The organism is Streptomyces sp. NPDC026673, from assembly GCF_040638135.1.
GTDB lineage: Bacteria > Actinomycetota > Actinomycetes > Streptomycetales > Streptomycetaceae > Actinacidiphila.
This window is the reverse complement of sequence record NZ_JBEZXR010000128.1, coordinates 1-14,538: the sequence shown is the minus strand read 5'-3', so window position 1 is coordinate 14,538 and position 14,538 is coordinate 1. Positions and strand designations below refer to the sequence as shown.

General features: G+C 70.4%; 9 protein-coding genes and 2 pseudogenes. 3 read left to right on the top strand and 8 right to left on the bottom strand.

What is annotated here, in order from left to right; genetic code table 11:
* Positions 1-101 (bottom strand): annotated as a pseudogene (locus AB0F62_RS41030) (glutamine synthetase); the annotation flags it as partial.
* A 100-nt stretch (positions 102-201) separates the two neighbouring features.
* Positions 202-1,836 carry a glutaminase A gene (gene glsA, locus AB0F62_RS41025; RefSeq protein ID WP_361811438.1) on the bottom strand — a complete coding sequence of 545 codons (1,635 nt, stop codon included), beginning with the start codon at positions 1,834-1,836 and terminating at the stop codon, positions 202-204.
* A gap of 617 nt (positions 1,837-2,453) precedes the next feature.
* On the opposite strand from glsA, the gene AB0F62_RS41020 reads away from it, so the two are divergent.
* Positions 2,454-3,884: an aminotransferase class V-fold PLP-dependent enzyme gene (locus AB0F62_RS41020; protein WP_361811435.1), complete on the top strand. Its 1,431-nt coding sequence runs from the start codon at positions 2,454-2,456 to the stop codon at positions 3,882-3,884.
* A 134-nt stretch (positions 3,885-4,018) separates the two neighbouring features.
* Complete coding sequence (locus AB0F62_RS41015; RefSeq protein WP_361811432.1) at positions 4,019-7,081, top strand: AAA family ATPase; 3,063 nt, start codon at positions 4,019-4,021, stop codon at positions 7,079-7,081.
* Positions 7,082-7,109: 28 nt separating this feature from the next.
* On the opposite strand, the gene AB0F62_RS41010 is transcribed toward AB0F62_RS41015, so the two are convergent.
* The 4 genes from AB0F62_RS41010 to AB0F62_RS40995 all read right to left on the bottom strand — a co-directional run bounded on the left by AB0F62_RS41010 (position 7,110) and on the right by AB0F62_RS40995 (position 11,447).
* Positions 7,110-7,715, bottom strand: a complete 606-nt coding sequence (locus AB0F62_RS41010; protein ID WP_361811429.1) for a class I SAM-dependent methyltransferase — start codon at positions 7,713-7,715, stop codon at positions 7,110-7,112.
* Between the two features lie 295 nt (positions 7,716-8,010).
* The gene (locus AB0F62_RS41005) at positions 8,011-8,889 is read right to left on the bottom strand and encodes a geranyl diphosphate 2-C-methyltransferase (protein WP_361811426.1); all 879 of its coding nucleotides are present in this window, start codon (positions 8,887-8,889) and stop codon (positions 8,011-8,013) included.
* 51 nt (positions 8,890-8,940) lie between these two features.
* The gene (locus AB0F62_RS41000) at positions 8,941-9,990 is read right to left on the bottom strand and encodes a family 2 encapsulin nanocompartment cargo protein terpene cyclase (RefSeq protein ID WP_361811423.1); all 1,050 of its coding nucleotides are present in this window, start codon (positions 9,988-9,990) and stop codon (positions 8,941-8,943) included.
* Between the two features lie 17 nt (positions 9,991-10,007).
* Positions 10,008-11,447 (bottom strand): family 2B encapsulin nanocompartment shell protein, encoded by a 1,440-nt coding sequence (locus AB0F62_RS40995; RefSeq protein WP_361811420.1) that lies wholly within the window; start codon positions 11,445-11,447, stop codon positions 10,008-10,010.
* 557 nt (positions 11,448-12,004) lie between these two features.
* On the opposite strand from AB0F62_RS40995, the gene AB0F62_RS40990 reads away from it, so the two are divergent.
* Complete coding sequence (locus AB0F62_RS40990) at positions 12,005-12,874, top strand: LLM class F420-dependent oxidoreductase (protein WP_361811417.1); 870 nt, start codon at positions 12,005-12,007, stop codon at positions 12,872-12,874.
* Between the two features lie 154 nt (positions 12,875-13,028).
* Here the strand turns inward: AB0F62_RS40990 and AB0F62_RS40985 are convergent, their stop codons facing one another.
* Positions 13,029-13,694, bottom strand: a complete 666-nt coding sequence (locus AB0F62_RS40985; protein ID WP_361811414.1) for a maleylpyruvate isomerase family mycothiol-dependent enzyme — start codon at positions 13,692-13,694, stop codon at positions 13,029-13,031.
* A 174-nt stretch (positions 13,695-13,868) separates the two neighbouring features.
* A pseudogene (locus AB0F62_RS40980) lies at positions 13,869-14,396 on the bottom strand (FAD-dependent monooxygenase); the annotation flags it as partial.
* Positions 14,397-14,538: the final 142 nt, after the last annotated feature.

Sequence of the window (14,538 nt, the reverse complement as noted above, 5' to 3'; positions counted from 1 at the left end):
ACACCCGGCTCCGCGCCGTCGGCGAGGATCTTGGTCTTCGAGCGCAGCTTGGCGGTCGGCTCGGTACCGTCGATCCAGATGTACTCGGCCTTGAAAACCACTTGTCTCTTCTCTCTCTCAATTGTCCTGCCGCCGGACGGCAGGACATGGGTGGTACCGGTGAATCGCGCCCTCGCGCGCGGGCGGGTGGCCGGTTGCGGGCTACCCGGCCACGGTGGGGGCGGGTCGCAGGAGCTCGGCCACGCGGTCGTGGCCGCCGCGCTGGGCGTCGGTGTGCGCGGTGCCGCCCCAGCGGTCCTTGGCCCCCGCGTCGGCGCCGTGGTCGAGGAGGTACTGCACGACCTCCACGTGCCCTTCGGAGGCGGCCAGGTGAAGCGCGGTCCGCTTGTCGTAGTCCGTCGAGTTCGGGTCCTTCCCCGTCGCCAGGGCGATCCGGACATCGTCCAGGTCACCCTGGCTGGCCGCCCACAGCAGCCGCATCGTGGAGGAGATCTCCTCCTCGTTCTTCCCGCGCCGCGGATCCCGCTTGCCGGACACCTCGCCCGCGGCGAAGGAGTCGTACACGTGGAAGTTGAAGCGCCCGACCAGTTCCTTGCAGAACGCCACCCCGCGCACCGAGTTGCCCAGCGCGTCCAGCCGCGGGGACCACACGCAGATGCCCATCACCCCGGGGACGACGATCATCAGCCCGCCGGAGACACCGCTCTTCGCCGGCAGCCCGATGGTGAACGCGAACTCGCCCGAGTAGTCGTACATCCCGCACGAGGACATCAGCGACAGGCACTTGCGCACCGTGTCGGCGGAGAACACGCGGTCCCCGGTCAGCGGATTGACCCCGCCGTTGGCCAGGGACGCCGCCACCACCGACAACGACCGGGCGTCCACCTCGATCGAGCAGCACTGGAAGTAGAACTCCAGCGTCTCCACCAGATCCGTGCCCTGCGGGAAGGAACCGGTCTCGCGCATGAAGTAGCCGAGCGCGAAGTTGCGGTCCGCGGTGCGCCGCTCCGACAGATACACCGCGTTGTTGAAGCCCACTTGGCCACCGCCGGACAACCGCCGCCAGGTCTCGGCGACGTAGTCGAAACGGTCGGCCGTGTCCTGTTTCGGGCGGATCAGCGAGCACGACATGATGGCACCCGAGTTGATCATCGGGTTGTGCGGCAGACCGTCACTGTTGAGCGTGAGCTCGTTGAAGCCACGGCCGCTGGGCTCCCGGCCCACATGCCGGTGCACCACATCGGTGCCGTGCTCCTCGAGCGTCAGGCAGTAGTTGACCGGCTTGCACACCGACTGCACGCAGAACAGGGTGTCGGCGTCACCGACCGCGAACCGCTGCCCGTCCGTGGTGCACAGCGCGATCCCGAACATCTCCGGATCCACCCGCCCCAACTGCGGGATGTAGTCCGCGACACGCCCCTCGTCGACCCGCCGCAGTTCCTCGTAGATCCCGGAGATCTCCCTCTGCAGCGCACCGAAGTCGGGAATGACGAAGTCCCCCCTGATGGACTTCGCCAACACACCGCCGCCCATCTTGCACAAGCCGATGAACCGGTCGATGTCGATCCTGGACCGGCCCTCGATGTCCGCCCCCCGGCGCAGCGCCGCCCACACCTCCGCAACCCGCGGATCCGACTCCGAGATACCCGACTCGCGCAGCCTGGAGGCCAGTTGGCTCAGGGCGATCGTGCCGTCCCCGTCGACGCCCAGGGAGGTGAAGAGTTTGCCGTAGTACCCGGTGCCGAAGTCCTCGCTTCCCGGGCCCGCGCCCTCTTCTCGGGGCACGGCCGTACCTGATGCGCGCAGCCGAGGCCCCGTCTTCCTGGTCGTGGACATGATGGTCTCCGTATGCTGATCACCGAAAAAATCGGGCTACCCGAACGGGCGGTTCCACCGTCCCGTGCTTCCGCCGACGGGACAGGTCGACACCACGCTTGTGAATACGGCCGATGCGGCCTTACCGCACTGCGGCGAAATGGAAGCTGCCACTCCCACCGATAAATACACGTCTCGATTCTCTTCATTCCACTGCGCCCCCGGTCCGCAATGCGGTCCGACCTCGCAACGCTTGCCGTGCGCCCAATCCTTCGTCGCGACGGGGTCAGCCGCATCGGGAAAAGCCTGATTCTGTCGGTACAGGTACCTGAGGGAGCGCCTTTCACGGCGACCGGTACGACAGTACGAACTCGGCCGAGTGACGGTCCTCACACTGCGAAACGGGTGTTCTTCGTCGTGCTGCGACGGGCCGGGCGTCCGGGCGGTACAGCGTCGACCCTGCCAGGCACGCGATCTGCGGAAAATTGCTGACGACATCGCCGCCCGCGCCTGTAAACGTGGTCGGAACCCCTCGAATGCGAGGCCGGAAGCCGACCGGTCCGCGTATCGGGGTCGGCAACCGTTCGAATGAGCTGTACTCAATCGCTTCCGATGTCATACCGGTAAGGGTGTTCCCCATGAAAGATTTCCCGCTGGAGCCGGATCGCGCCGCGATGGCCGAGATGGGCGGCTTTGTACTGGACCGCGTCATGGACTTCGTCGAAAGCCTTCCGGATCGCCCCACCGGCAACACCGTGGATCCCCTGGCGACCGCCGACCTGGTCACCGCGTTCCTCGCCCCGCCCCCGGAGCAGGCCGGGGATCTCAAGGCCCTTCTCGATCGGTTGGACAACGCCGTCGACTGCGCTTACGAGACGGCAGGGCCGGGAGACATGGCCTACATTCCCGGAGGCGGTCTCTACAGTTCCGCGGTCGCCGAGTTCTACACCCGAGGTGTCAACCGCTACGGCGGCCTCGCCTTCGGCGCTCCGGCGATGGCGGCCCTGGAGGAGAGCGTCCTGCGGTGGATGGCACAGAGCGTGTGCGGGCTCCCCGAGGGCAGCGGCGGTCTGCTGACCACCGGTGGCTCCATGGCCAACTTCTCGGCAGTGGTTGCCGCCCGCCACCACCACCTCGGCGAAGATCTCGCCGACGGCACTGTCTATGTCACGGCATACACCCACCACTCCGTGGCGAAGGCCGCCCGGCTCGCGGGAATCAGGGCACGCAACATACGTACGGTGGCCTGCACAGCGGAACTGCGCATGGACGTCGAAGCGGCGGCCGCGATGGTCAGCGCCGACCGAGCGGCGGGACTCCGCCCCTTCCTTCTCGTCGGATCGGCCGGCACCACCGACACCGGCACCATCGACCCGCTGCCCGACCTGGCCGACCTCGCGGAACGTGAGAACCTCTGGTTCCACGTCGACGCGGCCTACGGCGGCTTCTTCCGTCTCACCGAACGCGGACGTCGGCGACTGGAGGGGATCGAGCGGGCCGACTCGGTCACGCTCGACCCGCACAAGACCCTCTTCCTCCCCTTCGGCACCGGTGCCCTGGTCGTCCGCGAACCCGCCAAGCTCCATGCCGCACACGAGGGCACCGGCGATTACCTGCAGGACATCGAGTCGACCGGCGGGCTGCCCAACTACAGCCACATGGGTCCCGAACTCACCCGCGAAGTCCGTGGTCTGCGCGTCTGGCTACCGCTCCATCTACACGGTGTGACCGCCTTCGAGGAAGCCCTGAACGAGAAACTCGACCTGACAGAGCGGATCCACGAAAGGCTGGCCGCCCACCCGGCGCTCGACGTCCCATGGCGCCCGGACCTGAGCGTGGTCGCCTTCCGGGTGCGCTCCGACGGCGAGGGCCCAGAGGCCGTCAACGAGGCCGACCAGGCCACGCGCCGGTTGCTCGCGAGCATCAACAGCAACCCGCGGGTGCTGTTGTCCAGCACCGTCGTCGACGGTCGACAGACAATCCGTACCTGTGTTGTCACCCACCGTACGCACGCCGATCGGGTCGACGAGCTCCTGGACCTCATCACCACGCAGGCCGCACAGCCATAGCCTCACGTGCCGTCGACAGCGATCACGCGCGGCCGCCCGGACGCCGAGGGCGACGGTGCCCGGGCGGGCTCGGTGGCGGCGCGGTGTCGGCCGGCCAGGCCGTATGCGACCTTTGCCATGAAATGATCACTTCTATGGACACTTCCCCCTTCGTGGGCCGGGGCCGTGAGCTGGGCACGCTCACGCAGGCCCTGCACGACGCGATCGCGGGCACGCCGCGCATGATGCTGATCGGCGGCGAGGCCGGTGTGGGAAAGTCCCGTCTGATCGACGAGCTGACGAAGGTGGCCCGTGCCGAGGGGACCGTCGTGGCGGTCGGCGGCTGTGTGGAGACGGGCGCGGAGGAGGTGCCCTTCGCCGGGCCCCGGGCGGCGCTGCGGTCGGTCCTGCATCAGTCGCCCGACAACGCACCGAAGGGCGACGGACCGCTCCCGGGGGCAATGCCGGCCGGTCTGCGGGACCTCATGCCCACGGAGGGGCGCGCCAGGTCGAAGCCCGCGGACAGGGGTGAGCCGCCCTTGTCGCAGGAGGACGCGTTCGCGCGCACCTTCGAGGCGATCGTCGGCGTCCTGGAGCGGTTGTCGGCGGACCGTCCCCTGGTCCTGGTGCTGGAGGACCTGCAGTGGGCCGACGCCTCCACCCGGCTGCTGCTGCTCCATCTCTTCCGGGCTCTGCAGTCAGGACATGTGCTGCTCGTCTGCACCTACCGCACCGACGACCTGCACCGACGCCATCCGCTCCGACCGTTCCTCGCGGAAGCCGCGCGGATCCGGAATCTCATCCGGATCGACCTGCCCGCCTTCACCTGGGACGAGGTGAACGCCCAGGTGGCGGCGATCCAGCGAGCGGCGCCGGACCCGAAGGCCGTGGACCGGATCTTCGAGCGCTCCGACGGCAACCCCTTCTTCGTGGAGGAACTGCTGCACGCCGGCGAGGACCGGCCGGGCGCCGTGCTCAGCGACTCGCTCCGCGACCTGCTGCTGGCCAGGTTGCACGCGCTGCCCGACGCCGCCCAGGAGGTCGTACGGATCGCCGCCGTCGGCGGGGGCGAGATGGCACACGGCCTGCTGCGGGCCGCCGCCGGATTGCCGGAGGGCGAACTGAACGCAGCGGTGCGTACGGCCGTCGACGCCCAGTTGCTGCGGACCACCCCCGACGGCACCGGCTACCGGTTCCGGCACGCCCTCGTCAGGGAAGCGGCGGCCGAGGACGTCCTGCCCGGAGAGCTCGTCCAATGGAGCCGGCGATGCGCGGAGGCCCTGGAAGCCGATCCCTCGCTGGCACCCCCGGAGGAGCGCAACGCCCGGCTGGCGGTCTACTGGGCCGGAGCGCGGGAGCCGGTCAGGGCGCTCGAGAAATACGTGCAAGCCGCCGCCGAGGCACGCGAGCGCTACGCCTGCACCGAGGAACTGAACCTGCTCACGCATGCCATGGAACTGTGGCGGGTCGTACCCGAGGACGTACGCGCATCGCTGCGCCTGCCGGCCACCCCCTTCACCACCGACGCCGCCGCCGGCTCCCCCACGGACGCGTCCTCCTACGTCGATCTGCTCGCCCAGGCCGCGGTGGCCGCACGGATGAGCGGCGACCGCGAGCGGGCGATGTCCTTGTGCCGGGAGGCCATCGCGCTGCCGGAAGACCAGGCCGACCCGCTGCGGCGTGCCTGGTTCTGGGCGGAGCGCGCCGACCTCGTCCAAGGCCTGGGGATCGGCGACGGCAGGACCGAACTCGACCGGGCGCTGGCACTCGTCCACGACCTGCAGCCGTCCGCCGTGCACGTCGACATCCTGGCCCGCATCGCCCTGTGGGGCGCACGCCACCAGTCCGGTCCCGACAGCCTCAACGCCGCCGACCGCGCGATCGCCTATGCCCGCAAGCTCGGCGACCACTACGGAGAACTGCACGCCCGGGTGACCCACGCCTGGTTGCTCACCGGAACCGGACGGTTCGAGGAGAGCGTCGCCGAACTGCGCCAGGTCCTGGAACAGGCACTCGAGATCGACGCCGTGCCAGTGATCGGCCGGGCCTGCATCACCCTGCCCTCGGTGCTGGAGGGAATGGGACTGTCACAGGAAGCCGTCACAGTAGCGGAGGAGTGCGCCGCACTCTGCCGCGCCCGAGGGCTCCTGGACCAGGAAGCCTGGGTGCACTGCAACCGGTCGGTGTCACTGTTCTCACTGGGCCGATGGCCGCAGGCGGTGGAGGCGACCGACGACGCCGCGCAACTGGCCCGCTCCCGCAAAGCCCGGGGCCTCGTCGCGGCGCTGCGTACCCTCAAGGCGTTCGTCCACGGCGACCTCCAAGAGGCGGCGCGGCAACTGTGCCTGGCGCGCAGCCTGTACGGCGCCCACGACGTCCAGCCGCAGCTGATCATCCCGCTCGCCGGCTTCGCCATCGCCATCGCGGCCCGGCAAGGCCGGCTGCGCGACGCCCGTACCGAGCTGTCCGACATCCTGTCCGTCGGCCTGCCGCCCGCCACCGAGCGCTACTCCCTGCCCATGCTCTACGCCGCGGCCACCGCCGAAGCCGACGCCTGGGTACCCGGCAACGACCCGGAACGCGACGAGGCCATCGCCGCCATCCGCCGGCACAGTGAGCGCATCACCGCCCGGACGTCTCTGTGGCACGCGTACCGGCTCATGATCGAGGCGGAACTCGCCCGGGCCGCCGGAAACCCCGACCCCGAAGCATGGGCCCAGGCCATCGAAGCACTGACGGGTGCGGACCGCCCCTACGAACTCGCCCTCGCCCGCACCAGGTGGGCGGCGGCCGCACTGGCGACGCGCACACCTCGGCCCAAGGTCGCGCCCACCCTGCGGCAGGCACAGACCACCGCCCGCGAACTGGGCGCCACGCTGCTCCTCGCCGACATCACCACGCTCGCCCAGCGCGCCGGCATCACCCTGGACGCCCGCAGCGATCCGGACACCACCCCCGGTCCACCTGCCGACGCCACGCGGGCCACCGAACCGGCCCCTGCCCACGCCCTGTCCGACCTCACCGCGCGCGAGCGGGAAGTCCTGGACCTGGTGGCCCGCGGATACACCAACGGCAGAATCGCCGCCACCCTCTACATCTCCACCAAGACCGTCAGCACGCACGTGTCGCACATCCTCGCCAAACTCGGCGTCACCAGCCGCACCGAAGCCGCCGCACTGGCCTATCACATCGGCCTGAAGGACACAGACGCACCATAGGTCGAGCCCGTCGCCGCTGGGGGGCGTCTCAGCGTCGATGGACGCTGACCGCGTACCCGCCGCCCTCATAGGGGTCGGCGTCCCAAGTGGCGAAGCGGTCGACAAAGGTGAGGCCCGCCGCGGTGCAGTAGGCGTCGTACTCCGGCAGCGTGATGCTCGGCGGCACCGGCAGATGGGCCTCGTCCAAGCCGAATCCGGAGACGAACAGACCCCCCGGGCGCAGCACCGCGGCCAGTCGGCGCACGGCCGCCGCCTCGGTACCGGTGGCGAGAAGCGGGAAGATGTTGCCGGCGGCGACCACGAGGTCGAATCCCGTGCCGGCGTGAACCGCGGCCGGGGCGAGATCGGTCAGGTCGGCCCGGATCCAGGTCAGCTCCGGCGCTTGCCTGCGAGCGACCGCCAGCATGGATTCGTCGAGATCCACCCCCACACAGTCGTACCCGAGCTCCGCGAGCCGGATCATGACCCGTCCGGTACCGCACCCCGCGTCCAGCACCCGCGCTCCCGCGGGCACGAGCGCGGCGCAGAATCGCGCCTCCCCGTGCATGTCCTTTCCGCTGCCGGCCACGGCCGCGAGACGCGCGGCGTAGTCCTCTCCGGACGTCCCACCAGTCAGCTCTTCCCAGCGATTCATGACAACAAGGCTAATGAAGCGCAACCGCCACTCCGCCATCGCCCTCGGACGTCACGCGGGCCGAGGATCGAGTTGCCGGCCGACGCTGGAGGTCGATCAAGCTTCCGGCCCCTCGGCGGGGCCGGGGCGGTGATACGGAAGACCGCCCTGGCGGTGACCGTCACGCCTGCACCTGGGCTGGATCGCGGCCGCCGCGCGCCTGCACCGCCCCTCACCGGCGCGGCTGCCACGCCGGTGAGGGGCGGTCGCCCGTGGGAGGCGTCCACGGGACACGGGGAGTCGCCGCGCGAAGGCGTCAGACCCGGTCGGCGACGATGAGCAGGTACTGGAAGCTGCCGTTGCGGTAGGCGGTCAGGAAGGTGTCCTCGATGCCGGTGACCAGATGGTCCGCCTGCTTGCGCAGCTCCCAGTAGGGGATCGCCGCCTGGGTCAGATCCTCGACGTGGACCGGCACCAGGCGGTTGCTTGCCATCGCCCGGAAGTACCCCGAGCGTGGGTGGATGTCGCAGATGTAGTGCGCGTTGATCTGGGACACCTCGCGCGACGCCCGGCCGTAGGTGTCGTTGTAGCAGCCGGTGACGGTCACGTACCGCCCGCCGCGGCGCAGCAGGCGGGCGTGCTCGGCGAAGAGCAGGTCCAGCTCCACGTACATGGTGGACTCGTTGTTCCAGGACGCCGCGTAGCCGCCGGTCGCGAAGCCCGTGTCGAGCATGTTGCGGGCGTGGTAGCGGACCTTGCCGTCGATGCCGCGGGCGCGGGCCTGGTCGTTGGCGAAGTCGGCCTGTTTGGTGGAGAGGGTGACGCCGTCGGCGTGGCAGCCGTACCGCAGATGGGCGACGACGCTGCCGCCGCCCCGTCCGCAGCCGGCGTCGAAGACGCGGTCGTCCGGGGTGAGGTCGCCCAGGTGGGAGGCGAGGAGCTCGGCCTGCGCGTGCTCGAGGCGGTGCAGTTCGGCGGTGATGAGTTTGCGGCGCCGGTCGGGATCGGGCTCGTCGAGCATCGAGCTGTCGGCGGCGCCGATGCCGTAGTGGTGGTGGTACAGGTCGTCGATCTTTCCGAGTTCGAGGTTGACCGGGTTCTCCTCGGCGTTCCAGTAGTCCGCGATCCGGCTCTGGTAGCTGGACTGGGCCGGGACCGGAAGGATCGCGGGCCGGGCGACGGGGGCGTTGGTCAAGTGGTGCTCCTCATGGTGCTGTGCCGTGTTCCGGTACGTGACAGGCGGTGGTTACCAGTAGTCGGGCAGGTGGTAGCGGTGGTGGTTGGTGGCGTGCCACTCGTGGTTGCCCGACACCCAGGCGGCGAGCCCGCGGGTGTAGCGCTCCACGAGGGGTGAGGTGGCGGCGAGCAGGGCCGATTCCTCTTCGAAGGCCGTCATGATCGTGTTGTGGATCTCGACGGATCGCAGGTAGGCGGCTTTCAGCCCGCACTGCCGGTTGGCGGCGACGACCTGGGGGAGGTTGAGGTGCCGCGGGTCGCCGGCCAGTTCCTTGGTGAAGGAGTACAGGTCGTTGACGATCGTGGTGGCGTTGCAGGCCAGGGCCGTGATCCGCTGGATCTCGGGGCGGGCGTAGACCTGCTCGGGCAGCTCGTAGCCGTCGACGGCGTCCACGATGGACAGGCAGGGACGGAAGTTGTTGAACTGCCGCATCACCAGGTACTCCCAGACCTGCGGTACGTACCGGGTCTCCGCCCAGGCCGCCTCGGCCAGGTAGCCCAGGTGCAGGCGGGCGGCGTCGTGGACGAACCGGCCGGTCTGGCTCGGGGTCGCCAGGACGGCGAAGTCCCGCAGCGCAAGGTGGTAGGAGCGCAGCGGGCCGTCCGCCCGGACACCGCGCCGCCACTCTTCCTCCAGGGCGGGGGTGCCGTGGTAGGGGTCGAGGGCCGACTGGGCGATGACCAGGCGTCCGCCCAGGCCCTTGCGCGCCGCGCCGCGGCCCTCGTCCTCCTCGCAGTAGCAGGAGTCGACGATGTTCTCCGCCAGCAGCAGCTTCCCGGCGGTGGTCAGGCGCTCCAGGTCGGCGGCGCCCGGGTGCTGGAGCACGACCGCGCGGCCGAACTGGAAACCGGAGAAGTCGCCCTGCCAGGCCTCCGGGAACAGCTCGTTGGCGCGGGCCCAGGCCTCCACGCGCACGTCGACCTCGCGCACCTTGTCCGGGTCGGCGGGCACCGCGGGCCGGTACAGCAGTCCGGGGATCGCGCCGGTCCGCCGCGCCCTGGCGCCGGGGACGGGGTTGGAGGGTCCGGGCAGGGTGAAGGCGGTGGGGTGTGTGGTCACAGGGGTGCTCCAGACCGTCATTCGGGAAGCCGGCCGACCTGGACGTTCTCCAGGATCCCTGCCGCGTCGGGCACGAGAATGGCCAGCGAGTAGTAGGCGGTGACGAGGTAGCTGATGATCGCGGCGGAGTCGACGCCCATGAAGCGGACGTTCAGGCCCGGCTGGTGCTCCTCCGGGATGCCGGTCTGGTACAGGCCGACGACGCCCTGGTCGGCCTCGCCGGTGCGCAACGCGATGATGCTCGTGGTCTGGTCGTCGCCGATCGGGATCTTCCCGCAGGGCAGGATCGGCACTCCCCGCCACGCCGGCACCTCGTGACCGTCCAGGCTCGCCGTGCCCGGCATCAGACCGCGCCGGTTGCACTGCCGGAAGAACGCGGCGATCGCCTTCGGATGGGCCAGGAAGACCTTCGTCTTGCGGCGCATCGACAGCAGCTCGTCCATGTCGTCCGGGACCGGCGGACCGGCGAACGTACTGATCCGCTGGCCGTAGTCGACGTTGTGCAGCAGCCCGAACTCCCGGTTGTTGACCAGCTCCCACTCCTGGCGCTCGCGGATCTCCTCGACCGTCAGACGCAGCTGCTGCTCGGTCTGGTCCATCGGATCGTTGTAGAGGTCGGCGACACGGGTGTGCAGCCGCAGCAGGCTCTGGGTCAGCGACAACGGATACTCACGCGGGGCGAGGTCGTAGTCCACGAAGCCGCCCGTCAGCACCGGCTCGCCCACATGCCCGGCCTGCACCGGCACATCGGCCTCGCCCTTGCGGTTCATCGGCCGGTCCTGCCGGTCCAGGTGGGACCGCAGATGCGCGCCGAGAGACGGCGCCCGCTGCGTGAGACCCTCCACAGCCGCCCAGGGCATCGCCAGGACCACTCCGGCCGTCTCGGCCCGCACCGACGCCGACCACAGCGGGCCGGACCGCCCCACGGCCTCGTCACCCAGCTGCTCGCCGTCCGTGACGACCCCGAGGATCCCCTCGTCCCCGTACTTGCCGCGGGTGTAGCGGGTGAACCGGCCGTGGACGACCAGATACACCTCCGTCACGGGCTGGCCCGCCTCGAACAGGACCTGCCCGGCACGTACCTCCTGGGGCCGGAAGTGGCCGGCGATCTCCCGCAGGACGTCGGTGTCGGCGTAGCCGCGCAGGATCGGCAACTGCGTGAGCGTCTGCGGGATGACGCGGATGTCGTCGCTCCCGTTGTGCTCGAAGTGCACGCGGCCGCGGTCGGTGCGCAGTTGCAGGCGCCGGTTGACCCGGTACGTACCGCCCTTGACGTCCACCCACGGCAGGGCCTTGAGCAGCCACCGCGAAGTGATGGCCTGCATCTGCGGCCGGGACTTCGTCGTCGTGGCGAGCCCGCGTGCCGCGCGGGTGCTCAGGCTGGTGAGCTGCTCGGCCGTGGGATCAGGGGCGGGTTCTTCGACGGCGTAACCGGTGGCGCTGTCCAGTGTGGACACATTCCCTCCAGCAGGGCTGGTGAACGAACACAGGGCGACCGCGCCGGCCGGTGACGACGACGCGGCGGTGACCCGGTGATCCACTCAAGCAGGCCGGACGAGGCGTCGAATACGGCGCAAAGGGGCGGATTTACGCCCCAGGGGTGGTAAACCAGCCGTCGGAGGCAGCAGCGACCGGCAGAGTGCTCCTGCGCCACCGGACCGCTCCCGTGAGCCGTGTGACGTCACCCCGGCGAAGGGTTCACCGCCGAAAGACCGCCACCTCGGTACCACCGCTGGGCGCGCCCGCTCCCCCGGCACCGCGCCGGCGGGCCAGGCCCACCCCTGCCCCGCCCGCACCCGCCACGCGCCCTCGGCCGCGAACGCCGAACTCCTCTTTCCCTTGTCCGCAGTGGGGCGGCGCAGCCGCCGACCGATCCCGGAGACCGTTCCCGCCGTGCGTCCCGGCGACGGCCCCGCCCATCCGGGTGACGCACGCCGTCGCCTCCACGCGCGGCATGCCACGTCACCCGAAGGTGTCGCCGCCGCGCACCTAGGGTGACGCCAGGAGGTAGCGGATGCGAGTGGGCCTGCACGCGCTCGGCATCGGCGACGGTGCCCGCCCGGAGATCATCGCGGCCGTGGCCACCGCCGCGGAGACGCACGGCTTCGCCAGGCTCTGGTGCGGCGAGCACGTGGTCCTCGTGGACGCGCCCGTCTCCCGATACCCCTACCGCGCGGACGGCCGGATCGCCGTCCCCGCTGACGCGGACTGGCTGGACCCGCTGCTCGCCCTGAGCTACGCGGCAGCCGTCACTCACCGGATCGACCTCGCCACCGGCGTGCTCCTGCTGCCCGAGCACAACCCGGTCGTGGTCGCCAAGCAGGCCGCCACCCTCGACGTGCTCTCAGCCGGACGGTTCAGCCTCGGGGTCGGGGTCGGCTGGTCCGCCGAGGAGTTCGCGGCACTCGGGGTCCCCTTCGCCGGGCGCGGGCGGCGCGCCGAGGAGTACCTCGCCGCGATGCGCGTCCTGTGGGCCGAGGACCCTGCCTCCTTCGCAGGGGAGTTCACCCGCTTCGACGCGATCCGGGTCAACCCCAAGCCCGTGCGCGGCGGCCGGCTCCCGGTCCTGCTCGGCGGCAACAGCGACGCCGCCCTGCGCCGCGCGGCGCGAATCGCCGACGGCTGGTACGGCTTCAACATCCCCGCACGCGACGTCCCCTCGCGCCTGGCCGTCCTCGCCGACGAACGCGCCCGCCACGGCCGCGCCCTCGACGAGTTCACGGTCGCCGTCGCGCTGAGCGACGGCACGCCGGAACACCTGCCCGATCTCGCCGCGGCGGGCATCTCGGAACTCGTCGTCGTCGACGCTCCCCCGCCCGCTCCCGACGCGGCGGCCGCCTGGGTCGCGGAACTCGCCCGGACATGGATCGGCCACAGAGACTGACCGCCGACGTGGCCGGTCCGCGGACCGCCCGAACCGGCTCACCGCCCCGGACGTGTGCCCGGACGGCTGGGCGTTCGGGGTGAGGGTTCGGTCGGTGCCGCGCATGCGGACATCCCGCCGGCCGACGAAGAGGTGCCGGGCGTCGTGCTCGCACTCACGCCGTCACGCAGCGACCGCGCAGTACGTCCACACCCTCGCCCTTCAGATCGTCGCAGTACGCCGCACGTCCGGTCATGGCCATGATCAGGGCCACGGTGGGACCCGACACCAGCGGCCCGGAACCGGTGGTGAAAGGGCCGTCATCCGCCACGAGTCCCAGTCCGCCGATGCGCCCCTTGGCCAGAACCACCAGGTCCGAACCCCGGTAGTACTCGGCCACCCGCGTGACGACCTCGATCGGATGGTCGCGACGGATTCCCAGCGGACGCCGGATGTCCTGTCCGTGCACGATCGCCTCACCCAGCATCGCCATCGCGGGCAGAGGCGGCTTCGTCGTACTCGCGACGACACTCCGGAACCGCTCCAGGGTCTCGGCGGGAGTGGTGCCCAGCTGTTCGGCCAGCCGCGTCGCCACCTGTTGGTCGAAGTCGAACCTGCAGCGGATCACCCCCGCCAGCCAGCGCACGCCATTCAGACTCGCGCCCGCGGTCAGATGCGCCAGCACCTCACGTACCGTCAAACCCTCACACAGCGACGGTGTCGCCCAGCCCTCGTCGGTCAGATCCGCGAGGTCGGCCGCGAGCGCCGCACGCTCGGCGCTGATCAACGGCCAGACCCCGGCCCCCCGGCCGCGGCCCGCTGTCGGTTTCGGATCAGTCATACGGAAGAGTCTCCTGTCACGAGTCGCGCTCCACACCGCACACGGACCGGAACCAGTGGACGTCCGGCAGCGGCACACGACAGGCAGACTCCCACCCACGCACAAACTCATCGCCGGAAAGCGACCACTCCCCCGCAGCCGACACCCTGGGCCCAGCAGGTGTGACCCGCACGGTCAGCCGGGCTGGAAGAACGCGAGCATCTTCTTGGCGGCGTCCGGCGACGTCAGCAAGGCGTGCATGTCCGCGGACATCCGGGCGGCGGCGCCGGCGCGTTCGAACATCTCGCGTTCGTATTCCTGGACGGCGGCGGGAAAGCCGTCCGGGCGCGCGGCCAGCGCGAGACCGAGCAGGGCACCGTCGAGCAGCGCCATATTGGCGCCCTCGCCCACCGGCGGCATCAGATGCGCGGCATCGCCGACCAGCGTGACGCCTGGCGTGGACGGCCAGGTCAGACCGACCGGGAGCGTGGTGATCGACCGCGGTACGACCGTGTCGTCGCAGGCCGCGATCAGTGCGGTGAACCGCGGGTCCCAGCCGGGGAGCAGGTCGATCAGCCGAGCCCGGGCGGCGGCCGGGTCGTCGAACGGGATCCCGCTGGTGGCGAACCAGTCCTCGCCGGTGTTGTAGAAGCTGATGCCGATGCGAACGCGGCCGTCGCCATTGCGCTGCGCCGCCAGGGACAGTCCGTCGCCAAGCACCCATTGACATCCTCCCGGGTCTAAAGGCCCGGGATTCCCGCCTGCTCCCGCACAAGGCGTGTGGGTCGCTTCGGGTGGGTTCCTAATGGGCAGCGGTGGGAGCCGGAGAAGTCTTGACATCACCCAAGCCGTGAGCTCTTAAAGG